This is a genomic window from Bacillus sp. SIMBA_074 (genome assembly GCF_046534555.1).
Lineage (GTDB): Bacteria > Bacillota > Bacilli > Bacillales > Bacillaceae_G > Bacillus_A > Bacillus_A mycoides.
Genome location: NZ_JAWRYM010000011.1, coordinates 135766 through 162373 on the forward strand (window position 1 = coordinate 135766; position 26608 = coordinate 162373).

Below are 26608 nucleotides of genomic sequence, written 5' to 3' on the forward strand. Positions count from 1 at the left end.
ATAAGATTGAATTACACTTGTATCCGTATTTATGTTCTACATATACTTGATTGCTGCCATACCATGAATGCTAATACTGTCCTTATCTGCGAAATTAAAAAGCATCTCTTTTATTTACAACTAAAGCAGGATCGCATTCGCTTTCTTTTCATCTATTTATTAAATTCAATTTGCATCATTTTATTAAACTGCGTATTAATATCAATCGCACCTAAAGAGTTAATACTAATAGCCAATGTATGTTTGCCTCCAATTGCTCCCCCAGCAAAAGTGGTAAATCCAGGAATCCCTCCTGTATGCCCCCAAACTGAAACACCGTTTGGAAGCTTAGTCTCATAGATTCCAAGACCATATCCATGGCCAAGTTCTTTGATCCCTGTAGGAACTGTAGTAAGCATTTCTTTTAGCTGCTTTTCCTTCAGTAACTTACCTCCAAGTAAAGATGAAAAGAATTTATTTAAATCGTCCGCATTAGAAATCATATCTCCAGCTGAACTAGCTATACTCGGATTATAATACGTTATGTCTTTCAACTCGCTTGTTCCGTCTATTTTCATATACCCACGAGCATGATCCTTTCCTGGAATAACGGGTGAATTCCCTGGTAAAAACGTATTTGACAGATCCAAAGGTTCAATAATTCGTTTTTCAATTTCTTCTGCATAACTATTGCCACTTATTTTTTCAATAAGCATTCCCAATATTACGTATCCTGTGTTTGAATACGCCCATCCTTTACCTGGCGAAAAATCTGGGGGTAGAGAAAGTCCTATTTTCACTATTTCTTCTGCTGTATACGTTTTTTTCGAATTCATAATATCAGCGTCTTTTGACTTTAAGTATTCAGCTATACCACTCGTATGATTCAAAAGTTGACGTATCGTAATTTGATTGCCATCATACCCATTACCTTGAATGAGACCCGGTAGCCACTTTTCAATTGGATCGTCAAGTTGCACGCGATTTTCTCCTACTAATTGAAGAACAGTCGTAGCGGTAAAAGTCTTCGTCACACTCCCAATCCGAAAACGATAATCCGATTTCATTGTTTTCTTTGTATTTAAATCCGCGACGCCAGCAGTATAACTACTAATCTTTCCATTGTTAGACGTCTTCGCTAATATTCCTGGGGTTCCAAGCTGTACTGTTTCCTGCATTACTTGTTTCCAACCATTCCGATTCTTTTGATCATGTGATTGTGACGGACTAGATAAATTTTGAACAGACTCTGCTTTCACAGTAAAACCTGGTGTGAATAGAGTAGTACCCGCTAATAAAACTGCCAAACTTGCTAACTTAATTGAATTACATTTTTTCATAAGGCTCCCTCTCCTCTATTAATATAGGATTAATTCAAGTTATACTTTAATCCTATATGATAAAACTCTCTTTTTTCTTATCCATTCCTTACGAAATACTTACGTTCAAATTTTGATACGATAAACTGAGAAAGAGCTATGCATGAAAATAAAAAGGGCATATAAAATAAGGACAGCCACTTAACTGCCCTTATTTTCATTTCACCTCGTCTTTATTATTTTTAAGATGATTCATTAATTGTGTTCGTTTCAAAGGTACATATATGTTTGTTCCAGTAACATATCTTTTTCCCAATCGAATTATCTTATAAATTTAAGGAGTTCATATTAAGATTAACAATAAAAAAGAACGTGTTTTCAATTTATCAGAACACGTTCACTTACATACTTAAAACCCTATATCAACTTTTTATTTCATTCACTTTTACCATCCTGCACTAGCGTTCATGCCATTTCCAATAATAGTAAGAAATAGTGACCACAATACTGGTCCTAACGTAAGAAGTAAATTTAGAAGTATAAGTAATCTATATACCCTGGGGAAATTTTGATCTTTACGATTTACAAATACTAAAATAACTAATAATATTATGGTCGTTAAAAATAAAAGTAGAGTTAGCAACCAATACCAAACCATTAAACTGAGACTCCATGGTGTTAATAGCTCGTGTATTATACCAAATGTGATTCCTAATACTCCAAAACTAAAGGTAGTAACTGTTGATTTTATAAGCAATTTATTTAATGTTTTTTCGTATGTATACTTACAATATAAATCTATTAAAGTGTATAAAGATAAAAATGCCATTAATACACCTACCCAAGACAATAACCAGTCTCCCCCCCCTCTAAATAACATGAACAGCAACCAACACATCCCTACTGCAGAAAAAGCAAAGGAAATAAGTATGCTTTTCAATACCAGTTTCATTATATTTTCACACCCTTAAAAATAAATTATAAGTTTTTATTAGCATGCTACCCGTTAATCGTTTAGCTCTAATGTATCCTTTTTTCATTCTATATTAATGAAACAAAGATACACTCATGAACAATTAAAGAAGCAATACTCTACAAAGAGTTCCATATAGCTTGTATATTCTTTTTCCACTGGTATAGATATTAAAAAATTAAGTATACATTAACATGCAATTAAATATAAGTAAATAAAATTAATTTACAATTAATTTTATTTACTTATATAATTTTTATATTCAGATTAACTCAGCCATCTTTTTTATTTTGATATAGTACATTCTGCTATTCATGTAGCCCTTTTCCATCCCGCTCTATCCACCGCATAGTCTTATCAATATCTAACTCCGTATACGTCTTTTCACCATAACGAACAGACTCATATATCGGAATAATATCTCGCGTTCTACAAATTCTGCTTAACCACTGTTGCATCGTTTCATAAGACCTTCGCTGTTCGTGAAATGGTAAAGTTCTTTCCCATTCAACTAACGTTTTCCTTATCGTATCTGCAGGCAATGACTGCTCTAACTGATTAATGACTTTTTCATTCTTTACGCTTCTTACTGAATTCTCTTTTGTAACCGATTGTTTCTCCTGTTCTATTTCTGATTTCGTTAACTTTTTCCTAACTGATTTATAAAGAACGTATATAATTACCACTGCAATAACTATATAAAAAACTATAGTAATCCATGTATCTGAAAGAACAGAAAATACGTCACTCCATGAACTTTCCCTTTCAAAACCTTTAAACTTTTTACCCGTTGTCGTTCTATTCCCATTATCTCCTACTTTTGTATCTTCCAAAGGTGTGCCATAATCTTCATTATCTTCATTGTTTATTGTTTCCTTATAATTTTTTTCAGATTTTTCCTCACTAAAAAAACGCTCTTTTACTATGTTTTGTACATGCACAACACCTTGTGATAACGCTATCGCACTAATCGCAAAGAAAAGTATGATTAAAGCTTTTACACTCCAAAACTTCACTTTCGTATGCTGCTTTTTATTCAACATGACATAAGCCCTTTCTTATTCTTTAATTACAACCCATTTATTCGTTCTGCTATATTTCCTTGGTGAAGTACCAAGAATTAAAGGAACCGCATCCAATTCCTTTCGACGAAAGCCTGCTGTGTAAAAATAAGAAGAAGATACAGGGGTATCTTGGTCCGATATCGAGGCAAGTACCTTTAATACATTCTGCAAATGTTTTCGATTATCGCCGTTCTTTATATGCAACAATCCATTATCTTTTACGCTATTGATCCATACTTCAAATGAACAGTTTTGCATAAGCAGTTGTTTGCATATACCTGCGGTTAATTCAATAAGCTCTTCAATATCATTTCTTAAAGAAACGCCACTTTTATTTTGTAAATTAAGATAAATCGCGTATTTATCCGATTGTGTTCGTTCGTATTTTTTCGCGGTTATCGTCCCTGTTTTTGCTGTTGCACTCCAGTGGATAGAACGAAAATCTTCATTTTCATAAGATTTCACTCCCATTACTTTCGTTTCATCATATAGCGGAGAAGACATTGCTTTTCGAAATCCGCGTGACCATTCTTGTAATTCAGGAACTAGCATTTTCGGAACAGCTGGCAAAACTAAATAGGACGGTGTATCAACATGACTATATGTTATGTGGTTCGTTATGAATCCAAAGGGATCCGCAATAACAATTTCAACTTCTTTCCATTTCGCGATGCCTCTTTTTAACGCTATTGCTTGTAAATCAAATGAAACAGTCTCTCCGCCTTTTATATTGAAATTCATATAATAATTTGAACCAGTACTATGATTTTTGTTTAGTTCATCATGATTCCAAGTTAGCTTATTTTCACATTTAAATCGAAATACGATATTGAAAATAGGAAATATCGAGTTGTTTGAAATTTTTATTTTGCACGTATTCGTTTCACCTATAAAAACGTTCGAATTTCCTTGATCGTATTCCCAGTTAACGCGAGATACTTTCCGTATGTATACATGCGTAGCACTCATTAAAATTAAATATAAAAATACGAGAGATAAAATTAGTAGATTACTTGAAAATACACATAAAATAACGGCTACAACTGATATACCCCCTATTACGACAGGATCCGCTAATGGTGTATACACAAACTGTTGCTTCATCGTACATTCTCCACTGGCACACTAATCGTATGAAGAATCTCTTTCATGATTTGTTCTTTTGTCGTTTTCATCTCCCCTTCAATCGTTAGCGTTAACCGATGAGCACACACAGCTGCAGCAAGCGTCTTTATATCATCTGGCGTACAATAATCTCTTTCATTTAATATCGCCCGTGCTTGAATCGCCCTCATAAATGCCAATGTCCCCCGCGGGCTTACACCAATTTCAATTAGCTCATGTTTACGAGTTGCCTCAATAATTTCAAGTAGATACTCTTGCACATCGTTCCCTACTAACACTTCTCTTGCACGTTTTTGCACCGTAATAATTTCTTCACTCGAAATAATAGAGTGTAACGTTTCTAACGGATCATTCGTTTGGAACCGATTCATCATTTCCTTTTCTGCTTCTCTCGTAGGATAACCTTGGCGTATAGTAAGTAAAAATCGGTCTAATTGAGCATCTGGCAATGGAAATGTACCAGCCGATTCAAGAGGATTTTGCGTTGCAATAACTAAAAAAGGTTCTGGTAATGAATGTGTCTGTTTCGCAATCGTAACAGTACGTTCTTCCATAACTTCAAGTAACGAAGATTGTGTTCTCGGTACAGCTCGATTAATTTCATCAACTAATACAATATTTGCAAAAATAGGCCCTAACCTCGTTTTAAATTCCGATTCTTTCACATCAAAATATTCGAGGCCAATGACATCTCCAGGCAAAGTATCAGCTGTGAATTGAATTCTTTGAAACTTAGCGTCCACACTTTTTGCTAAACTTTTCGCTAAAGTTGTTTTTCCGGTCCCAGGTACATCTTCTAATAAAATATGTCCTCTTGCTATAAGAGCTATTGCTGCGAGTTCAATCGCTTCATCTTTTCCTATAATGACCTTTGAAATATTATTAGTGATTTTCTTTAATGTACTCATCTAGTATCTACCACCTTTTAATTATCTAAAAATTACAAATATACATTTTCCAAATTATAACATGTAATGTGAAGATGAAATAGAGTAACAAGGAAACTTATATTTTTTCTTCGCTACATGTAAAAAAGCACCTATTGTCGTATGCTGACAATGAAGTGCTTAACTCCCGGAATTTTCATATTAGCTATTTAATCCCTTATATAAATACATCATCTTTTTTCATTTATTTCCCATTTCTCTAAATCAACTTCATTATAAGGATATCGAGGACGATTTTCCTTATTAAATCTATTTCCTGCTTCCCATTGTTTTTTCACAAAATCGGGTATTGATTTCTTTTTAGATATTGTTTTATCCGTACCCTTACCACCATCTTTAGACTTCGCAAACTTATAAAAAGCTTCTATCAATTCGCCTTGAGGTATTTTGGTTATGATTGTTCCACCAACACTAGAGAATGCATATGAAGCATCTCTCTTAAAAGATTGTAACATTTCAAGCGTAGGCTTCAATTCTTTTGCTAGTTTTGCTGCATTAGCAATTGTACTTATTCCACTTGATGCTTTTGCTCCTGTTGCGATATGACCTATTTTATTTAGTGCCTTTAACTTTTTTACTTCTCCTACATAATATACAAACTCTAAAATACTCTACTTAACTTACAAAACCATTCGCAAACACAAAAATAGTGGCAGTTGGATTCTCCAAACTACCACTATTTCCAATCTATTAATTCATTAAATTCCGTATAATTTAGTTTTTCAGCGTTACTCATGATGCACAATATTTTAATTTGTTCGTTATAGAACTTCCTCTACATCGACACTATCTATTTTCACTTCATACATATTTGGAATATTTACTTCTTTCGGTACCCATGCATAATAATTTTGATCATTCTCTAAAATAAATTGAACTAACTTTGTTTCTGAACTATTCCAGAAATTTTTAAGATTATCAATGTAGTCCTCTAAATCCTCTTTATAGTCCAATTGTAAAATATAATCTCTTACCGTAAGGGCGAACACAATTAAACTTCCTAAGAGATCTTTTTGCTCGTTTTCTTCTTCATACTCTTGTGGTAAAAACCACACTTGACCTATTCCTATCGTTTTTTTATATTTTTCATAAAAACTACCATCATCCATATTCTTATAATCATGTATTAATTCATTGACCAATGAATGCCATTTGGGCGGAATAATGTTTTCCAATGCAGGATTATTTTCAATTCCTTCTACTATTCCCTCGATTTCTTCTGTCTCATCCTCATAGTGATATTCACTTAGGTCTATATGCTTGAATTTCATTTCATTCTTGTAATGTGCCAAATCATAAGGATAGTGATTATTATCTTTTAAACTCGTATCATCAAGTTCCAAAATTTTCGCAAGCGCTGCTGTTTCAAAACTCCAATACCCTACATATCCAGGTTCTTTATGCGCATTTTTCCATTCATAATCATAATGTCCTTTAAACCATTCTTTCTCCATATATGTTTTTAATCTTTTTGATGCTTCTTTCTTATCTGTTTCTGCAAGTTCTATAATCTCTCTTGTTTTTGCATATGGATTTTCTTTATAATACCTGTTCGTCATTTTTGTGTATCCGATATCACTAGCGCATAAGAGGAAATCAATTACTGCGTCGTTCATATTTTCCTTCTCAACTAGCTTGGCTAAACTTAGAAGATTCTTTTTCTCCGTCTCTAATAAAATTCCTAGAGATATCATCCAAATTAGATTTAAATATCCAACTTCTCTTTCCCCTATATGCCCCAAATCAATAAGAGCGTTGTCAAAATCTCCTTCTATTGTATGGATAGCTTCTCCTAAGGAGTATTTTGCGTTAATATCCTCCAACTCATAATTAAAATTTAATAGATATCTTCCTTCTATAAGGCTTTTATTATCTTTAGGCTTTCTTTGAATACCATTCCTTTCATCTTCTGCGAAACTTTTAATCTCCTCTCTATTTTCTTCAATAAACTCTTTATTATATTCTATTCCTTCTCTACATTTTTCTTCTATACATAAATGATCTCTCATACCATTCAATTCCTCCTAGTGTCTTAAATTATGGCCATTCTCCAATTATGTCTCCCTTTACATCTATCCTAAATGTTTTCACATTTCCACTACTATCGACTTTTGATAATACTCTTTCAACTTCATTATCTTGTAATGCTTTCGTAATCTTTGATGCTAATTTTGCATCTCCCTCAACAGCTTTCAATACCCTACTTTTTCGGGTCTTCGCACCATTCAACCAATCATTTGACATTTGTCGTCCATCTTTAGTTTTTCCTAATTGTGAACTACCAAACTTAGCTTCATCAATAACATATTTAATATTTGAGTTTGGATTTGTATTTTCATATAATCCATCAATCCCTTTTACTATTTTATCATTTATGCCTGATGGTGCACTTTTTCCGACTGGCTTTAGATCAAATCCAGCATCTTTTAAACTTTCATTATTTAATAAATTGTCACTTGATTTTATTTCACCATAATTACCTTTTTGCTTATTTGTAGCTGTTTTTGCATCAAAATCAGCTATATTTGTATTTTTGCTACTGCTGGCTTTACCATTACCCCCATCTTTAGACTTCGCAAACTTATAAAAAGCTTCTATCAATTCGCCTTGAGGTATTTTGGTTATGATTGTTCCACCAACACTAGAGAATTCATATGAAGCATCTCTCTTAAAAGATTGTAACATTTCAAGCGTAGGCTTCAATTCTTTTGCTAGTTTTGCTGCATTAGCAATTGTACTTATTCCACTTGATGCTTTTGCTCCTGTTGCGATATGACCTATTTTATTTAGTCCCTTATCGCCCAAAAATGCGGTAGCTACTTGCGTTAATACATAAGTAGACAATTCAGTACGGCTCTCTGCATCTCCATCTATCATATCTCGTTTTATTTTATTTGAAAATGCATGCCACATATTTTTTGCAGTTTCATCCAAATGGAAAAGTGCATAGGTGACATTAATAAAAGTTCCTATGTCCATATTACTTAAAGCTACTGCAGACTCGATTTCATCTCCAATAGCTTTCCCAGATCCTCTTTGAGTACCTTCCCACATCTTTTTCACTATTTCAAATATGCCAACTATACTGTCTGCCGTATCGTCCCAAGCATTTCTAACCAGAGATTTCTCCTCAATTATGTTATTTGTTTCTATATCCTTAATTGACTGACCGTTTTTTCGGGCTGTTTCTTCTATAATCCCCTGAATAGAACTCACCCAATCCATATTCAACCCTTGTGTACTAAACGTACCACTTATAGGACTAAATCCTTTCCCGCTCTGCACTTCAGCGAGACCGGCTGTGATGCTAGCTGCTAATTGAAGGGCGATACTGTAGTTGTTGCTGGACGTATGATTGAATTCATATAAATGTTCTAGTTTTTCTTCCAGTTTTTTTCTCATTGCACCTAATACCGTTACAATTGCACCTACTCCGGGCATCGGTGTAAGTACTTCTATTGCTTCTATACTTGTAATCGATTGATTAATTCCCCGTATTTGTTCTCTTATTTCTTGTTCGATCACATCTGTCGAAGCAACTTTTGCTTGGAACTCGTTTGGGAATGCATCATTTTGGCGAATTAATTCTTCACATAAACATATGATTCCTTGCGCTAATGGCCGAAATGTTTGGACAAGGTAGGCTTTTGCACTACTGTATGTTTGTCCTTGTAAAACTGTATCTATCGCAAAGGCATCAATAGATTGAATAGCTTGTTCCATACTTTGAATCGTAGCATTACATATAGCGTTCATACTTTGAGTTTGACTTTGTACTTCTCCCAAATACATGTTTAAACTCATGTATTGACCTCCCTTTGTAGTTGCTGCTGTTCATAGGAAAGGTCGTTTTCTTTCATACTGTCCGATCTCTTGCCGCATATTCGTAAAAAGGTGAAATACTTCTTTGTCACCATGCCAAGTTTCTAGTATTCTGTTAAATAAACGATTGCTTCGATTTTTCCACTCATGAAAACTAGCCTCAGCTCGTTCTTGATTTTGCAGCTCAATTCGGTTTTCATTTTGTTCTTCAAATATACTTCGTAATTTTTGATTACATTGACTGATTCTCGTTTCAATTTCTTGACTCATCTTTTCTCCCTACCTTTTCCCCTTTACGTAGGCCGTTACATTATTGAAAAGTCTTTTGAAGTCCGTTATCCATTTTCTCAAATTCATTTGCTACGGAATGGATATTATCAATCGTCTGTTGAAAAGCAGCGCAAAATTGTTTCGTAATGTGTAAATTTTGTTGATTTGCTTCTTGTGCTTTGAAGTTCACAGATAGCGTAGTACGCGTTGCCTTATTTATAGAGCAACTAGTAGCACTTTGCATTCTATCCGAAGCATTTCTCATTTTCGTTGCAAGTTGCGTTGCCGTATGCAAATTACTTTGAAATTCTCCCATCACTTACCACCTACCTTTTATTTCCAACAAAATTATACCACGGAAAAATATTCTAATAAACCGAATTTTTAGACTCGGTATACAATTCACTACTATTACTGAAAATAAGAGAAACACTTATATTTCAATATAACTGTGTCGATAGTAGATCCCACTTATACAAAAAAAGATGACCTCAGCCATAAGCGAGGCCACTGAAAAAGTGAAAGCTTCTTCGATTAAATCGAAGAAGCTTTCACTTTTTATGTATAATTTTCATTTTTTTTATGAATAATGGTTGTACTAATTCTAGGTGGTGTTTCGGATGATTTCAAATCAACAATCTTTTAAGTTTAGCCCTTTCATGGCGATTTACGATATCGTCGTGCCAAAAGACAATATGCTTCGTCAATTTAATGAAATGGTTGATTTTTCTTTTGTTTTTGAAGAGTTAAAAGATAAATATTGTCTCGATAACGGTCGTAATGCAGTACCGCCTGTTCGTATGTTCAAATATTTATTGTTAAAATCTATTTTTGATTTATCTGATGTAGATGTTGTAGAACGCTCAAAATATGACATGTCTTTTAAATATTTCTTAGATATGGCACCAGAAGATATGGTGATTGATCCAAGTTCATTAACGAAATTTCGTAAGCTTCGTTTAAAAGATGTAGGTTTGCTTGACATGCTCATCCAAAAAACAGTGGAAATTGCGCTCGATAAGAACTTGATTCAAAGTAAATCTATTATTGTTGACGCTACGCATACAAAAGCACGCTTCAATCAAAAATCACCAAAAGAATTTTTAATGGAGAAATCCAAACTACTCCGTAAAGCGGTTTATCGAATTGATGAAGGAATGAAAGACAAATTCCCTGCTAAAACAACAACGAATGACTTAGATGACGAACTAGAATACTGTCAAAAAGTTATTGAAGCGGTAGAAAAAGAAGAAATCATCCGTAACTATCCAAATGTGAAAGAAAAACTTAACTATTTGAAAGAAATTGTGGAAGATCACCAAGAACACCTTCAATTTTCACAAGATCCTGATGCACGAATTGGGCATAAAACATCCGATTCCCCTTTCTTTGGATATAAAACACATATTGCGATGAACGAAGAACGTATCATTACGGCTGCGGTGATTACAACTGGTGAAAAAAGCGATGGAAAATACCTTCAAACATTGGTTGGGAAAAGTCGTGAAACAGGAATGGAAATCGATACGATTATTGGAGATACTGCTTATTCAGAGAAGGGAAATATTCAATATGCGAACGAACATAAATTACAATTAGTATCGAAATTAAACCCCAATATTACACAAGGTACACGTCAAAAAGAAGATGAATTTGAGTTTAATAAGGACGCTGGTATGTACGTGTGTAAAGCTGGGCATTTGGCCATTCGCAAAGCACGAGAAGGAAAGAAAAATACAGGTGGAAATCAGAGAGATACCTATTACTTTGATATAGAAAAATGTAAACGATGCCCTTTCAAAGAAGGCTGTTATAAAAATGACGCAAAATCAAAAACATATTCAGTCACTATCCACTCAACAGAACATAGTAAACAAAAAGATTTTCAAGAAAGCGAGCTGTTTAAAGAAAAAACAAAAGAGAGTTATAAAATCGAGGCAAAAAATAGTGAACTAAAGCATAGACACGGGTATGATGTGGCATCTTCCTCGGGTCTGATTGGTATGCAAATGCAAGGAGCGATGGCTATATTCGCAGTTAATTTAAAACGAATCATGACATTAATGAAAGAAAAGAAGTAAAAAAGCATAAGAAAAAGGCGACTTTCCGTTCAAAATTGAACGGAAAGTCGCCTTTTTCGTTTCACATATGTTTTATGGATTGAAAAACGTAAGTTTTTCAGTGGCCTCGCCATACGCTAAAGTCATCTTTTTCTACCTTATTATTTTACTAACTCTCCATTATAAACTTTTATATCAAGCGGAGCAGTTAAAAATTGTGGTGCTTTACTAACGAAAGATGTGAAGTGTTCACTCGTATTATGACTCGCAACTGCCGCTTCATCTTTCCATACTTCTACCATCGTATAAACACTTTCTTTTTCTGTATCTTTATATAAATCATAAGACACATTTCCACTTTCTTCTCTTGAACCATGAAGTAGTGGCTGAATTTGTTCTAAAAATGATTTTTGTTTTTCTGGATTTACTTGAAATATTGCGTGAATAATAATCATGGTATTTCCCCTCTCATATTCCACTTATTTCTTTTTTTATAAAACTACTTCCACTCAGCAACTTTTTCAATTGGAAGACGTACTGATGGATAACCACTGTCAGCAGCTTTTCCGATTGAAATTAACATAACTGGTACGTGGCGTTCTTTATCTAATCCGAATGCTTCTGCGATTTGGTCTTTTTCAAATCCACCAATTGGGCAAGTGTCATAACCGTGAGCGCGAGCTGCTAACATAAATTGCATCCCTACAAGACCACCGTCAATTAGTACAGTATCTTTCATTACTTCTGGTGTAACCATTGAGAAGTAACCTGAAAGTTTTTTCATTTGATCTTCTTTTACTTCAGCTGGCATTAAACCACGTTCAACTGCTGTACCGTAAATTTCTTCTGCGTTATCAAAGTTGTTTAAGTCACCAAATACAGCAATCATCGCTGAAGATGTTTCTACTTGAGATTGATTGAATTTCGCAAGTGGCGCAAGTGTTGCTTTTGCTTCGTCACTTTCAATAACAAGGAATCTCCATGGTTGCATGTTTACAGATGATGGTGCAAGTGTTGCTTCTGTAAGAATTTCTGTCATTTCTTCTTTGCTAATTTTTACTGAAGGATCGTACTTACGAATTGAACGACGTCCTGTTAAAATTTCGTTAAAATCATTTGTTTTTACTGAGTTAGTCATAGTTGTATTCTCCCTTTTTTATAATTCTTTTATATTTTCTTGAATGTGATTTAACATATTTAAAAGATTATCGCGTTCTTCCTCACTTAATCCTTTAAATGCAGATGCTGCAAAACGTTCTTTTTCCTCTTGAAACGCTTGAATTTTATTTCGCCCCTCTTCAGTAAGAGAAACTAACGTAATTCTGTTATCATCTGGATTTTTACGTCTTGTAATCATTCCGTTTGCTTCTAGCTGTTTTAAATGCCTCGTAATCGCAGCATTATCAATATTCACTTCTTGCTGAAGTGCTTTTTGACTAATTTCACCTACTTCAAATAACTGAAGTATAAGCTCTAATCGAGACTGGCTCATACCCGTACACCCTTCAAACTTCGAACTTACTTCTTTATTTAGAAAGTGTAATTTATATAAAATAATCGCTTCTTTTGAGCATGAACTTGTCAAATTACCCCTCCTTTACATCCAAATCAAAAACATTTGATGCATCAATAGTTGATATGTCAATTAATATAATCTATATCGATTTAGAATGCAAGCATTTTGTTTTCATTCCTATTTTTCCAAATTAAGGCGCTTTGTAGCGTTACAAAAAATGTAAATTACATTATAATAGTAATAATTTAAATGACTGGAGAGTGATTGTAATGCGGCAATACACAAATAGAAATGAGGAAATAAAAATGGAAAACGAAATGAGGATATTCATATATGACAACAATAAATATAGGGATTGTAGCGCACGTAGACGCTGGCAAGACGAGTTTGACTGAGCGTATTCTTTATGAAACGAATGTGATTAAAGAAATTGGCCGAGTAGATAGTGGTAATACGCAAACTGACTCAATGGAATTGGAAAGACAACGCGGAATTACGATTAAAGCTTCTGTCGTTTCTTTCTTTATAAATGACTTAAAAGTAAATGTCATTGATACACCTGGACACGCTGATTTTATCGCTGAAGTGGAGCGATCATTCCGCGTTTTAGACGGTGCAATTTTAGTTATCTCTGCCGTTGAAGGTGTGCAAGCACAAACAAAAATTTTAATGCGAACATTACAGAAACTAAACATACCGACTATATTATTCGTTAATAAAATAGACCGTAGTGGCGCAAATACTGAAAAAGTTGTAAAGCAAATAAAAGAGATTCTTTCAAATGAAGTCTTTCCCTTCTACTCTGTAGAGAACGAAGGAACAAAGGAAGCTCGTATTATTGACTATAAATCATATGACGATTGTATGGAACTTTTAGCACCATATAACGAGTCATTGCTTGCATCATATGTAAATAATGAAATAATACCAGACGCATTTTTAAGAAAAGAATTAGAAAAACAAATACATCAAGCAAATGTGTACCCAATCTTTTTCGGTTCAGCAATGACAGGTATAGGAGTAACTAAACTACTTGAGAATATTTCATCCCTAATTCTAGCTAATACATCGGCAGAAGATGAAACGTTATCTGGTGTTGTTTTTAAAATTGAACGTGAACCCTCCGGAGAAAAAATTGCTTATGTAAGAGTTTTTTCTGGTAGTTTACACGTTAGAAAATTTGTTGATATTCAGCGTAGTAAGTCTCTACCCCATAAAGAAAAGATTAAAAAAATGTGCATGTTTCATAATGGAGATGCCGTACAAACTTCTACCGTTCATAACGGAGAATTTTGTAAAGTGTGGGGACTGAGTGATATTAAAATTGGTGATATTATCGGTGAACGGACGGATTATATAAAAGACATTCACTTTGCCGAACCACAAATGGAAGCTGCTATTGATGTAGTAGCAAAAGAGCGAATTCATGATTTATACGCTGCACTTATGGAACTATGCGAAGAAGATCCTCTCATTAAGGTTTGGAAAGACAATGTTCATAATGAACTATACATTCGCCTTTTCGGTGAAGTGCAAAAAGAAGTTATTGAAACAACACTTTATGAAAAATACCGTCTACAAGTTACCTTTTCAAACACGCGAGTTGTATGTATTGAAAAACCAATTGACTTAGGGAATAGCGTTGAAGTAATGGGTGAAAAAGAAAATCCTTTTTACGCAACAATTGGGTTCAAAGTTGAACGTGGCGTGCTTAACTCTGGCATAACGTACAACTTAGGTGTTGAACTTGGATCACTACCTTTAGCATTTCATAAAGCGATTGAAGATACTTTATTTCAAACGTTAAAACAAGGTTTATACGGATGGGAAGTTACGGACATTATCGTCACGTTAACACATACCGGATACGCAAGCCCGGTTACAACAGCGAGTGACTTTAGAAACTTAACACCGCTCGTATTAATGGATGCTTTAAAGCAAGCTGGAACATATGTATATGAGCCATTAAACGAATTTGAATTAACTGTACCAGAGCATGCGATTAGTACCGCAATGTATAAACTAGCTGCCATCCCAGCGACTTTTGCAGAGCCTACATTGCATAATGACTCTTACCATTTAACAGGGTCATTACCTGTTGCGAAAACAGAGAATTTTAAGCGAATGCTCCATTCATTTACTGAAGGAGAAGGTATCTTCACAACGAAGCCAGGTGGTTTCACAAAACTTACGGCTCCTTTTCCTACTCGAAAGCGCGTTGACTTTAATCCGCTGAATCGGAAGGATTATTTGCTTCATGTACTGAAGGCTTATTAATCCAAACAACTAGTAATAAGCGCCCTCTTGTATGATACTTTTCCTTACTAGAGGGCGCCTTTTTATATACAATCTTAAGGTAAAGCTGGTTCAAACTCTCCTGTAATTGTTTGAAATCCATTATTGCTCTCATATTCCTGTTTCCGCTCTAACCCGAATTTTTCTAAAATCGGAAGGTCATTTGTTGAAAATACATAACTAGTTTCAAGCGCAACGTGTTCGTGCCATGCCCAGTTTGGTACAACAAAGAAGTCTCCTTTAGACCAGTCGAAGCGAATACCATTAATAATTGTATATCCTGCCCCTTCATGCACATGGTAGATTGATGCATGTGTATGGCGATGTGCTTTTCCTCTGAATCCCTTCGGTAGCTTCTGCATCCAAGCTGCAATCGTTGGACATGCTGTCTCACCGTTTGATGGATTTATATATTCAACAGCATAACCATCGTAAACATCTGGCTCAAAACGACTTAATCCATTAAGCGCTGCTTCCGTTCCTGCCCATTTGTAGGAACTAAGAGGAGCTTTCTTTGTATATCGGTCCGAAACCGGTCGAACCATTCCACCTTCATAACGCTGAGCAGTATAATTATCTGGCACATTTGGCTGTTCAATTTTCTCTGGATACGGCTCAAAGAACGTACCACCCAGATAATAAATAGTCGGAATATCAAGGCAATCCATCCAAATCATCGGTTTGTCACCAGTGTGGCCATGTCCATGCCACAGTCCATTTGGAGTTGTTAAGAAGTCTCCTCGTTCCATGAAAATACGCTCTCCTTGCACAATTGAGTAAGCCCCTTCTCCTTCCATGACGAAACGTAACGCATTTTGAACATGCCGATGTGACGGAGCAGTTTCTCCAGGTTGTATTAATTGAACCGCAGCATATAACGTTTGTGTAGTCGATGCCCATCCCCAAGGTTTTCTATAATTAAGTCCTGGATTTTGTAAATAGATGGCCCGGCGTTCTCCACCACGGTCTGGTGTAAATATTTGCGTCGCCTCTGTTAACTTCTTTTGAAGCAATTCCGCTTTCCAAAGGTACGCTTGTGCATGAGGCTCAGGTGTATGTTTCATTAAATCTGGGATCGCGCTCCAAAGTGGTCCGAGATGATATTGTTCTATATCACGATTGAAATCTTGTACGAGTGTACTTTCAAAAAAAGCATTTTTTTCCGCCATTTTATTTGCCTCCTTTATTGCTCATTAAATTTAGATAAATTCCGCTCGATTTGTTTATAATGCTTTTCTGTATGTTCTACGATAAGGTGATTAGCGATAAAGTCAATTGGCTTATTGTTGAAACGAGGATTGCGACTTGGAGCCTGAATTTTCAACTCTTCGTCTGTTAATGTGCTCAGTACATCTTCTATGATGATTGGTATAGTAGAAATCTGCTGAATGACTGCTTCTACAGATTTGTCATTTATATTCTCTTCTGAAACTGCTTGTAGGCGCACTTCATCAGTTAAACCGCGGCCCCATAAGTTTTCATGATTTAATTTAATATTGTTAATTTCTTTTGCCCAATACGGAATAGCTTCCGCTACATGTGTAATAATTTGCATAATTGACCATTCATCTTCTGAAGGTTTCCAATAGATGATTTCCTCTGGCAAAGACTTAACAATAGTCTTGATCTTATCGATTGATTCATAAATAGATTCGGCTGCGTGGACTTGCAAGCTTTTCGTCATAGTACTGGCACCTCTAACTTTTGTCTTACTTTATTTTCAAGTACGCCTACTCCATCAACTTCAATACGAACGATATCTCCATCTTTAAGAAATACTTGCGGATTACGTGCAACACCTACACCACCTGGCGTACCTGTTAAAATGACATCCCCTGGCTCTAGTGTCATTAAACCGGATAAAAACGAAACGAGATATTGTACCGAGAATACTAGATTAGCAGTATTAGATTGTTGACGTTTCTCTCCATTCACTGTTAAGACAATATCCAAGCCAGACGGATTCGTTAATTCATCTGATGTAATTAACCACGGTCCCATTGGAGCACTTCCTTCAACTGTCTTCCCTTGAAGCCATTGAATGGTACGGCGCTGAATATCACGATAAGTAATATCATTCGCAATTGTGTAACCAGCTACATATTGGAGGGCATCTCCTTCTGAAATATTTCGAGCACGCTTTCCGATTACAAAAGCAAATTCAGCTTCGTAATCTAGTTGCTCAGAAATCGGGTAAAACGGAATATCGTCTTCTGGACCGATTACTGTATTGGCAAACTTCGCAAAGATGACCGGAAATGCAGGTAATTCGCGTTTCATTTCCAAAATATGTTCACGATAATTGTGACCTACACATATAATTTTTCCTGGCGCAGGTACTGGAGCTTCTATTTTCACTTCACCTTCTTCAAATACCAATTTATCTTCATGTTTTTTCATAAGTGCATAAGTGATAGCATCTTTTGCTAGATTCATACTCGCTGTTCCACCTTGTAGAAATCCATTCATATCCTTTGGTATATACGCCTCTGCAATTTGAGCGGCCCTAAGGTTTCCTTCGCTTGTCAATTTCGCTTTAAAAGCAGCATGCAAATCAATCAAATTCCCGTTCTCTAACGCAGCAATTCTCGTTTCTCCATTACGTGTAAAAGTAACAAGTTTCATAGTAATCTCCCTTTCCTTTAAATGAATGAAAATTCTACCTTGAACGATAGTAACGTATAACTTTCCGGCCCTACTCTTTGTTATAAAAGATAAAAAGTATTTCCTTCTGGGCCAAGTGGTACATGTCCCATTTCTATTAACTCTATAATTGGGAGAAATACATTTTTTTCTTCAGCTAATTCAGCAGCACATGCAACAACACTTATGTACATCGCATGCCCAACGAGAAATTTCACTGTTTTTTCCTCTCCGACATGCTTGAAAGCTTCTTTATAAACACCATGAAAGATTGCTTCTGGTACTTTATCTACTACATCTACAAGAAGTTTCTCGTTACCTACACTTACAATTTTTTCTTTCAATTGATCAGGCACTGCTGCTAGTGCCCCCCATAAATCGTTATCTTCAAATGAAATCCGCTCAATTGTTTCATTTAATTGTTTTCTTGAAATCCATTTGATTTCATATTCACTAATGTTTAGAGAACTCATAAATTGATCAATTTTCTTCTCAGCCTCTACATTTTGCTGTCCAATGTTGCAATACCAGTTCATCGTCATTAACCGTTCAATCATTCCATTTGTAGAACGTGCATGAGAACCATATTTTTCTTCATTCATGAATTGAGACAAAGCCATTTCTTATCGCTCCTTTCATATCGTTCATGTTACCCATCTAAGTATTTTTATACTTTTAATATTTTGTTGTCAGTTCAGGAGGTCCAAATTTCGGTCCGTATGGCCCCTCATCAAGCCATCTTCCAAGCCTTGGAACGATAGATACCATTGAAGCAGCAATGTCGCGTTTCATGTTCAGTTCAGGAGAGTTCCCCTGAAGGTGATGAAGCGCAGTAGTTGAAGCATCACGGTTCCATTTAGCTGCAATTCGGCGTTCGTTTGCAGCTGCTTCAATCGCGTTTATCCGCTCTTCTTCAGAGTTAGATTGTAGCGCCTTCTCAATACCTCTCGCAGCGAGAACAGCATCTGGAATACCAGAATTCAATCCCCGTGCACCAAATGGGGCAAATAAATGCGCAGCTTCTCCAGCAAGAAGAATACGATGTTTTGCATCAGTAAATGAATTTGCCACTACTTGATGGAAACGGTAGGAAGACACCCACGTAATCCTCTCTGCGTACTTAGCATCCATTACTTTTGGCAACCATTTCTTAACACTTTCAATATTTGTATAATCGTCTGGGTTATCTGACTCAAGTAGTTGTAAATCGATACGCCATCCGCCTTTAAATGGAACAAACATTACATTTCTTCCCTCCATAGCTGGATGCTGGTAATGGAATATTCTTTCTAAAGGAAGTGGATCCGTTTCATCTTCTTTTGCATCCACGACAATAAAAGTATCTGCCGTGCGTGGGCCTTCAAACTTTAATCCCGCTTGCTCTCTTACAATTGAACGAGCTCCATCACATCCAATTACATACTGCGCCTTCAAGATTTCGTCATTTGTGATTGTTACTTCTACTCCAGAGTCTGTAATGTGTAAATTTTTAACTGGAGCATCCCAAAGGAATTCAACGCCCGCTTTTATACACGCCTCATACATATGCTTTTCGATCTCATCTTGATGAAGAGCTGTGAAATGAGGCAATCGGTTAAACTTAAGATTTTCATCTTTACCGTAATTTCGTACATATACTTCTTTTCCTTTATACAACGTTCGTTTTACAGGCCAAATAATTCCGTTATGAGCAAGTGTGAAACCGAGGCCTTCTGAAGTCTCCTCCAGTAGTTTTAACGAAGCACTGTGTAAATAAATTGCTCTACTTCCTGGACGTGGTCTTCCAAATGAATCTCCCTCTATTACTAAAGTTGATATCCCCTTCTTTTGTAATATAAGTCCTGCTACAAGTCCTACCGGGCCCGCACCAACAACAATGGCATCATATTTTTTTTCTTTTCCCATCAATATCTCCCCTTTATTAACAATTTCCCATTACGCTATCCTCACTCGTTCTTCTTTAACCCTCTACAGTTTTTATCTCCGGCATCATCTTCTTCCGAATATCCTCAGGTATTGGATGCGCTTTCGCTTTTTCTTTGAAAGAAGTCCATGCACGAGTTTCATAACCTTCTGCTACAACCCGTTCCCCTTTTACAAAAACATGCTGAATTGTAAAAACTTTATTATGCAATTCGTTCACAGTACTTTTCACAACTACTTGATCTTCAAAACGGAGAGGTGACTTAAATTGGCATTTTGCTTCTAGTAAGGGCAAACCAATTTGTTGTTCTTCGTAAAGTTCGGCGGAAGGAAAACCAATTTTTTTAAAATATTCATGAGTTGCTTCGTCCATCCATTTATAAAAATTAGGATAGTACACAATGCCTGCAGCATCTGTGTCTCCCCACCTTACTTGAAAAGTATATTCTTCCATTATGCCTTCCCTCCTATCTATCAAACTGTTGGACTAATATTTGAAGATACTTGTTCTCTCAATTTCAACTTTTGAATTTTCCCACTTGCTGTTACAGGGAATTCATCAGTAAAGATCACTTTCTCTGGTAGTTTATAAATTGCCATTTTCTCTTTAAGGTAGAATTTCATTTCTTCTTCTGAACTTACTTCTCCATTTTTTAATCGTATGACCGCACACGCAACTTCCCCAAGCACTTTATCTGGAAGACCTACAACTGCTGCTTCGATTACTTTTGGATGTTTCATAATGACTGCTTCAATTTCCTGTGGATAAACGTTTAAGCCACCTCTTATAATCATCTCTTTCTTTCTCCCTACAAACCTTAAATATCCTTGATGATCAAGGGTACCTAAATCTCCTGAATAATACCAATCTTCATTATCCAAAACCTGTTTTGTCTGTTCAGGCATATTATAATAACCTTTCATTACTCCAAATCCCTTAACTGCGATTTCTCCCACTTCCCCGGGCGGAAGCGCCACTCTATTTTCATCGACAATTTTCAATATTACTCCTGGGATAGCCTTTCCAAGAGTTTCTGTTATGTTCTGCTTTGTATCACCATACGAGGTCATCGTAATAGAAACCGTTTCAGTTATCCCAAATGATTGACAAAGGTTAATGCCCATACGGTCTCGTATCTCCGTCACTGTTTTTGCCGGAATAGGTGCAGCTCCAACTAATCCAGCACGCAATGAAGATAAATCATATTTATTAAAATCCTCTAATTCTAGTTCTTTTATAAACATTGTTGGTACGCCTTTTTGGATGGTTACCTTTTCTTGTTCAATTAATTGTAAAGTTTCTCGCGGACGGAATTTTTCTTGTAGTATCATTCGTCCTCCCATCGCTACTGCACAAAGCATATTAATTGCCATACCAAAAATATGAAACAGTGGTGCTGAAATAATAAATACATCATCTTGTGTACAATGCAGCTCTATTCCTATCGTTTGTGCAGATTGTACAACAGCACGGTGTGTAACCATTACACCTTTTGGGGTTCCCGTCGTTCCTGACGTATATAATATACAAAACAAATCTTCATTCACATTTATATTTACTTGTTCAATATCTATTGTTTCTGTACGCATTAACTGCTCATACGAACTGAGATTCTCTTGCGGAAACCGTACTGTAATAGCTTTTTGTACCATAGTAAGTACTTTTTCAAAACCAACATTCTTTTCAAATTCTCCGGATGCTATTAATAGCTTCGGAGCTGAACTTTTTAATATAAATTCAATTTCATATGATTTATATTTTGGATTAAAAGGAACGATTATTGCTCCTAATTTTGCTGCTGCAAAATAAATTACTACTGTTTCGGACCAGTTTGGTAGAGATACGGCGATACGGTCTCCTTTACTTACTCCTAGTCTCTTAAATGCAGTAGCCAAACAATCTACTTCATTTTTCAATTGTTTGTATGTAATTCGTCTCGTTAAATCATATATCGCTTCTTTTTCACCATAAGATGAAGTAACAGATTCTAACAGCTCATACACCGCTAATAAGTTCCTATTCTTTTTCATTCTCTCACTCACTTTCTATCGTCTTACCTACTAGCTCGCGTTTTTTATCCCATACTTATAGCAGGACAAACGATGTAGGAAAACCAGGAAGGACTCTCCCTGGTTTTTCTAGTACAACGCTTCCCAAATCGCTGCAATTCCTTGCCCTCCGCCAATACAAACAGCGGATACCCCATATTTTTTATTTCTTCTTCTTAATTCATAAATTAAGGATAGAGAAATTCTTGTTCCACTCGCAGCAAGTGGATGTCCAATCGCAATTGCCCCGCCATTTACATTCGCTTTATTAAGATCGAATCCTAATTCTTTTTGACAAGCTAAGTACTGCGCAGAAAATGCTTCATTAATTTCAATTAAGTCTAAGTCTGCTAAAGTTAGATTCGCTTTTTCTAATGCACTTTGAATAGCTGGAACCGGTCCAATCCCCATATACTTCGGTTCTACTCCAACAACAGCCCAAGAAATGAGCTTAGCAATCGGTTTTAATCCTCTATCATTTGCATAATCACTAGATGCTAAAACAACTGCCGCTGCACCATCCACCATCCCACTTGCACTACCTGGAGTTACGACACCATTTTCAGCAAAACGGGGTTTTAATTTCGCTAATTTTTCTAGACTCGTATGACGGATATGCTCATCTTCATGTATAAGCTGTTCTCCTTTTCTTCCTTTCACTGTTACTGGAACAATCTCTTCTTTTAAATATCCTTTTTCCCTTGCTAAAAGAGCCCGTTCATGGCTAGAGAGTGCATGCTGATCTACTTCTTCTCTCGTTAAGTTATATTTTGCAGCCAAATTTTCTGCAGTTTCTCCCATCGTACATTTACCATACGTATCATACAGACCATCCCATAACCAATCTTCTATAGCCGGACCGCCGAGTGGACTTCCCCATCTCATTCCAGGTATTACATGTGGAACTTGGCTCATGTTCTCCGTTCCTCCGGCAAGTGCAACGTCTGCTTCTCCGCATAGAATATAACGAGCTGCCGTTAAAATAGATTCAACACCAGTTCCGCAAAGACGATTAATCGTCAAAGCGGGAACATGAATAGGCGCTCCGGCTTTTAATCCAACATGCCTTGCCAATAAATGTGCATCTTTACTAGACTGCTGAACATTACCAAATACAACTTGATTAATATCTTCTGCGGATATAGAAGCTTTTCGTATTGCTTCCTTAGCGGCAATCGCCCCTAAATCTGTTGCATTCACGCCTCGGAACGATCCCGAAATTTCAGCAAATGGAGTCCTAGCTCCCTCCAATAAAACAATCTCTTTCATATCCCATTCACCTCATTATTTCCCTAAATAAACTGGTTTTCTTTTTTCAACGAATGCTTGTAATCCTTCTTTACGATCCTCTGTTGCGAACGCATTTCCAAAACAGGTACTTTCAATTATTAAGCCTGTTTCAAGGTCAGCATTACTGCCTACATTTACCGCCGTTTTTAACATTTGAAGTGCTACTGGTGGTTTTTTTGCCAATTTATACGCCCATTCCTTTACAAACTCAAACAACTCTTCCGCAGGTACTATTTTGTTAACAATATGTAAATCGAAAGCACGCTCTGCATCAAACATATCTCCGAAGTAAAGTAATTCTTTCGCTATACCTTGGCCGACAATCTTTTGAAGACGCTGTGTACCTCCGCCCCCAGGAATAATTCCGAGTCCTACTTCTGGAAAGGCGAATTTTGCTTGATCCGAACAAATGCGTAAGTCACATGCGAGTGCAAGTTCAAAACCACCACCAAGAGCTAATCCATTTATCGCAGCAATAACTGGTTTTGACATATTTTCAATTTTGCTAAATACCGTTCGTGAAGTCTTATTCATTTGGGTTACACCGACAAGATCAAGTGCTGCCATTTCGTTAATATCAGCGCCTGCAACAAATGCCTTCCTTCCGCTTCCTGTAAGAACGATTACTCGTACTTCTTCATTTGCCTCTAGTTCACCAAATAGACCGGAAAGTTCATGAAACACTTGTGTATTCAATGGATTTACAGGTGGTCGATTAATTGTAACGATCGCAACTCTATTTTCAATTTCACAAATTAAAAACTCATAATTCATAACTTAATCCCCCATTCTTTATTCATAATCATAAAAACCTGCACCTGTTTTTTTGCCGTGTCTACCTGCTCTAACTAGCTGTTTTAAAAGAAGCGGCGGCGCGTATTGATCATTATTTAGTTCTTCTTTGAAGTACTCCATCACGTGATACCCAATATCTACACCTGCAAAATCTTGTAGTGTAAACGGCCCCATCGGATAATTGAGGCCAAGTGTAACAGCCTTATCGATATCTTCTGCAGATGCAACTCCATCTTCAAGCAATTTAATTGCTTCAATAAATTGCGGAATCATAATTCGATTTACAATAAATCCAGGTGAATCTTTCTTTACTTCAACTGGTTCTTTCGAAAGTTTTTTAGATAGCGCTTTCAATTCTTCGACTGTTTCATCACTCGTTTTATAGCCGCGAACAACTTCTACAAGTTTCATAAGTTGTGCAGGGTTAAAGAAATGCATACCTGCCACACGTTCTGGACGATTCGTTGCTGAAGCAATCTCTGTTATCGACATAGATGAAGTATTTGTTGCAAGTATAACCCCTTCAGGAACGATTTGATCTAGAGCTGCAAACACTTCCCTCTTCAAATCTAACTTCTCTAACACGGCCTCAATAACTACATCCGCATCTTTCATATCTTCTAAAGTTGTAGTGAGCCGCATTCGGTCAAGTGCCTTTTCTTTATCTTCTTCCGTCATCTTTCCTCTTGTAACACTCTTAGTCATAAAACCATTCATACGTTGCATTGCACTATCTAAATAACGCTCTTCAATATCATGTAAAATAACTGTAAACCCATTTAATGCAGCTAGATTTGCAATGCCAGAACCCATAGATCCTGCACCGACAATGCCAATTGTTTGAATTGTCATTTTGCTACCTCCTTGAATAAATTTTTAAATGTTCTGTAAATAAATTATATCTATATTCAAAAAGTTTTTGTATATACACAGTGTAGGAAATACATATATTTCTTTCGTACATTTTGATGGTATTCATTTCGGTTCAAACCGCTTTATCTTCCATTTAGTGAGAAGTACAGTTATTTTTCATACAAAAAGTGCGCACTTCAAAAGAAATAATGTTTTCTTGAAGTACGCACTCTATGATGTAAAATTCAAAACTATATGTTATCGTTCTTTTCCATTTGATGAAATAACTTCTTTATACCAATAGAAGCTCTGTTTCTTTATTCTTTTTAAATCTTTTAAATCGTCTTCATCACGATTTATATAAATAAAACCATATCTTTTTCTGAAACCTTGATGCGTAGAAATTAAATCGATTGCGGCCCAAGGGCAGTAACCTATTACATCCACTCCATCTGCAATTGCCAATTCCATCTGTTCAATATGTTTTTTCAAATAATCAATTCGGTAATGATCTTTCACTAATCCATCTTCATCTACTTTGTCGTAAGCACCTATTCCATTCTCTGTAATGATAATTGGCAAGTGATAACGATCATTCACTTCTCTTAATGTAGCTCGGAAGCCAATTGGATCAATCTCCCAACCGAAATCGGTTAATTCTAGGAATTCATTATCGTCACCCATGAAGAATCCTTCTTCACCTACTTCAATTTGTTGATCACCAGCATCATCAATTACAAAGTTTTCATCATATTCACTAACAGTAATAGAAGAATAATAGTTAAAAGCTATATAATCTGGTTTTGAACTAGCTAGAATCTCCATATCTCCCTCTAGAATAACTGGTTCGATATTTTTGCTTTTCATGAAATTCCACGCTATGTTGTTATATCGTCCATATACAGCCATATCTAGATATAACCAATTACGAATTGCGTTACAATTTTGAGCTGCAATAATGTCATTCGGCTTACATGTTTTCGGATACACATAACTAATATTTGGTGCTGGACCAATTTTCGCATCACGTATCATCTCGTGACATAAGTTTGTTACCTTTGCCTCTGCTAAAAGCATATGATGATTTTGCTGATATAGCTCTTTTTGAGATACTATCGATGTCCCAACAGCCTGTCCATGTAATATCATCATGTTCTGTTCATTAATTGTTAACCAATTCTTTACCCGATCTCCAAAACGTTCAAAAAGGATTTCACAATATGTAACAAAAGCATCGATAGTAGCACGGTTACTCCAGCCACCCTTTTTCTCTAATTCATACGGCAAATCAAAATGATACATCGTTATTAACGGTACGATATCATGCTTCAGCAATTCATCAATAAGATTGCTATAGAATGTAATACCTTTTTCATTCACTTCTCCCGTACCATTTGGGAGAATTCGAGTCCAAGCTATTGAAAAGCGATATACTTTTAGCCCTAATTCAGAAAAAAGCTTCACATCTTCTTTAAAATGATGATAATGATCACTACAAACTGTAAAATCTGACGTACCTTCAGGAATAACTTTCACATCTTGAACAGAAAGGCCTTTTCCATCTTCATTATAGGCCCCTTCTACTTGGTAAGCACTTGTGGAAGCTCCCCACATCCATCAACTTAAGGATTTAGACTATTCTTAAACTTAAAAGCACGTTACTATTCTCTTATGTTAATGAGAAAG

At 35.9% G+C, this 26608-nt stretch carries 24 protein-coding genes and 2 pseudogenes; 2 read left to right on the plus strand and 24 right to left on the minus strand.

Going from position 1 to position 26608, the window contains the following annotated elements:
- Window positions 1-152: 152 nt before the first annotated feature.
- The 10 genes and pseudogenes from SB773_RS14670 to SB773_RS14715 all read right to left on the minus strand — a co-directional run bounded on the left by SB773_RS14670 (window position 153) and on the right by SB773_RS14715 (window position 9815).
- A complete protein-coding gene (locus SB773_RS14670; RefSeq protein ID WP_410590568.1) occupies window positions 153-1319 on the minus strand; it encodes a serine hydrolase domain-containing protein in 1167 nt (388 codons plus the stop codon).
- A gap of 424 nt (window positions 1320-1743) precedes the next feature.
- A complete protein-coding gene (locus tag SB773_RS14675) occupies window positions 1744-2250 on the minus strand; it encodes a DUF3902 family protein (RefSeq protein WP_410590570.1) in 507 nt (168 codons plus the stop codon).
- Window positions 2251-2579: 329 nt separating this feature from the next.
- Window positions 2580-3314 (minus strand): signal peptidase II, encoded by a 735-nt coding sequence (locus tag SB773_RS14680; protein ID WP_410590572.1) that lies wholly within the window; start codon window positions 3312-3314, stop codon window positions 2580-2582.
- 15 nt (window positions 3315-3329) lie between these two features.
- The gene (locus SB773_RS14685; RefSeq protein WP_410590574.1) at window positions 3330-4439 is read right to left on the minus strand and encodes a DUF58 domain-containing protein; all 1110 of its coding nucleotides are present in this window, start codon (window positions 4437-4439) and stop codon (window positions 3330-3332) included.
- On the minus strand, window positions 4436-5368 hold the full coding sequence (locus SB773_RS14690) for an AAA family ATPase (protein ID WP_410590576.1): 933 nt from the start codon (window positions 5366-5368) through the stop codon (window positions 4436-4438). Before SB773_RS14690 ends, SB773_RS14685 begins: the two co-directional genes overlap by 4 nt.
- Before the next feature lie 341 nt (window positions 5369-5709).
- Window positions 5710-5973: pseudogene (locus tag SB773_RS14695) on the minus strand (hypothetical protein); the annotation flags it as partial.
- A gap of 195 nt (window positions 5974-6168) precedes the next feature.
- Window positions 6169-7416 (minus strand): PoNi-like cognate immunity protein, encoded by a 1248-nt coding sequence (locus SB773_RS14700; RefSeq protein WP_410590578.1) that lies wholly within the window; start codon window positions 7414-7416, stop codon window positions 6169-6171.
- 28 nt (window positions 7417-7444) lie between these two features.
- Window positions 7445-9211, minus strand: coding sequence for a cytoplasmic protein (locus tag SB773_RS14705; protein WP_410590580.1), 1767 nt, complete (start codon window positions 9209-9211; stop codon window positions 7445-7447).
- A pseudogene (locus SB773_RS14710) lies at window positions 9208-9499 on the minus strand (DUF3958 family protein). The gene SB773_RS14705 and the pseudogene SB773_RS14710 overlap by 4 nt, the downstream one beginning before the upstream one ends.
- A gap of 40 nt (window positions 9500-9539) precedes the next feature.
- Window positions 9540-9815 carry a TIGR04197 family type VII secretion effector gene (locus SB773_RS14715; protein WP_410590582.1) on the minus strand — a complete coding sequence of 92 codons (276 nt, stop codon included), beginning with the start codon at window positions 9813-9815 and terminating at the stop codon, window positions 9540-9542.
- Between the two features lie 304 nt (window positions 9816-10119).
- On the opposite strand from SB773_RS14715, the gene SB773_RS14720 reads away from it, so the two are divergent.
- Window positions 10120-11580, plus strand: a complete 1461-nt coding sequence (locus SB773_RS14720; RefSeq protein ID WP_410590584.1) for an IS1182 family transposase — start codon at window positions 10120-10122, stop codon at window positions 11578-11580.
- A 140-nt stretch (window positions 11581-11720) separates the two neighbouring features.
- Here the strand turns inward: SB773_RS14720 and SB773_RS14725 are convergent, their stop codons facing one another.
- Genes SB773_RS14725 through SB773_RS14735 form a run of 3 tightly spaced genes read right to left on the minus strand, consistent with a single transcriptional unit; the run spans window position 11721 to window position 13144 of the window.
- Window positions 11721-12014, minus strand: a complete 294-nt coding sequence (locus SB773_RS14725; RefSeq protein ID WP_410590586.1) for a putative quinol monooxygenase — start codon at window positions 12012-12014, stop codon at window positions 11721-11723.
- A 44-nt stretch (window positions 12015-12058) separates the two neighbouring features.
- Window positions 12059-12697, minus strand: a complete 639-nt coding sequence (locus SB773_RS14730; protein ID WP_410590588.1) for a nitroreductase family protein — start codon at window positions 12695-12697, stop codon at window positions 12059-12061.
- Between the two features lie 18 nt (window positions 12698-12715).
- Window positions 12716-13144 carry a MarR family winged helix-turn-helix transcriptional regulator gene (locus SB773_RS14735; protein WP_098767572.1) on the minus strand — a complete coding sequence of 143 codons (429 nt, stop codon included), beginning with the start codon at window positions 13142-13144 and terminating at the stop codon, window positions 12716-12718.
- Between the two features lie 264 nt (window positions 13145-13408).
- Between SB773_RS14735 and SB773_RS14740 the strand changes: the two genes are divergently transcribed.
- A complete protein-coding gene (locus SB773_RS14740) occupies window positions 13409-15352 on the plus strand; it encodes a GTP-binding protein (protein ID WP_410590591.1) in 1944 nt (647 codons plus the stop codon).
- A gap of 74 nt (window positions 15353-15426) precedes the next feature.
- Here SB773_RS14740 and SB773_RS14745 read toward each other — a convergent pair whose 3' ends face one another.
- From SB773_RS14745 to SB773_RS14795, 11 genes are all read right to left on the minus strand, one after another.
- Complete coding sequence (locus SB773_RS14745; RefSeq protein WP_410590593.1) at window positions 15427-16539, minus strand: cupin domain-containing protein; 1113 nt, start codon at window positions 16537-16539, stop codon at window positions 15427-15429.
- A gap of 14 nt (window positions 16540-16553) precedes the next feature.
- Window positions 16554-17054 (minus strand): DinB family protein, encoded by a 501-nt coding sequence (locus SB773_RS14750; RefSeq protein WP_410590595.1) that lies wholly within the window; start codon window positions 17052-17054, stop codon window positions 16554-16556.
- Window positions 17051-17995, minus strand: a complete 945-nt coding sequence (locus tag SB773_RS14755; RefSeq protein ID WP_410590596.1) for a fumarylacetoacetate hydrolase family protein — start codon at window positions 17993-17995, stop codon at window positions 17051-17053. The genes SB773_RS14750 and SB773_RS14755 overlap by 4 nt, the downstream gene beginning before the upstream one ends.
- Window positions 17996-18075: 80 nt before the next feature.
- A complete protein-coding gene (locus SB773_RS14760; protein WP_410590599.1) occupies window positions 18076-18633 on the minus strand; it encodes a hypothetical protein in 558 nt (185 codons plus the stop codon).
- Between the two features lie 55 nt (window positions 18634-18688).
- Entirely contained in the window at window positions 18689-19918 is a 1230-nt protein-coding gene (locus SB773_RS14765) for an FAD-dependent oxidoreductase (RefSeq protein ID WP_410590601.1), read from the minus strand.
- A 55-nt stretch (window positions 19919-19973) separates the two neighbouring features.
- Window positions 19974-20390, minus strand: a complete 417-nt coding sequence (locus tag SB773_RS14770) for an acyl-CoA thioesterase (protein WP_410590603.1) — start codon at window positions 20388-20390, stop codon at window positions 19974-19976.
- Window positions 20391-20410: 20 nt separating this feature from the next.
- The gene (locus tag SB773_RS14775) at window positions 20411-21967 is read right to left on the minus strand and encodes a class I adenylate-forming enzyme family protein (RefSeq protein WP_410590605.1); all 1557 of its coding nucleotides are present in this window, start codon (window positions 21965-21967) and stop codon (window positions 20411-20413) included.
- Between the two features lie 108 nt (window positions 21968-22075).
- A complete protein-coding gene (locus tag SB773_RS14780) occupies window positions 22076-23254 on the minus strand; it encodes an acetyl-CoA C-acetyltransferase (protein ID WP_410590607.1) in 1179 nt (392 codons plus the stop codon).
- Window positions 23255-23269: 15 nt separating this feature from the next.
- On the minus strand, window positions 23270-24049 hold the full coding sequence (locus tag SB773_RS14785) for an enoyl-CoA hydratase/isomerase family protein (protein WP_410590609.1): 780 nt from the start codon (window positions 24047-24049) through the stop codon (window positions 23270-23272).
- 18 nt (window positions 24050-24067) lie between these two features.
- Entirely contained in the window at window positions 24068-24922 is an 855-nt protein-coding gene (locus tag SB773_RS14790; protein WP_410590611.1) for a 3-hydroxyacyl-CoA dehydrogenase family protein, read from the minus strand.
- Window positions 24923-25180: 258 nt separating this feature from the next.
- Window positions 25181-26536 carry a glycoside hydrolase family 1 protein gene (locus SB773_RS14795; protein WP_410590613.1) on the minus strand — a complete coding sequence of 452 codons (1356 nt, stop codon included), beginning with the start codon at window positions 26534-26536 and terminating at the stop codon, window positions 25181-25183.
- Window positions 26537-26608: the final 72 nt, after the last annotated feature.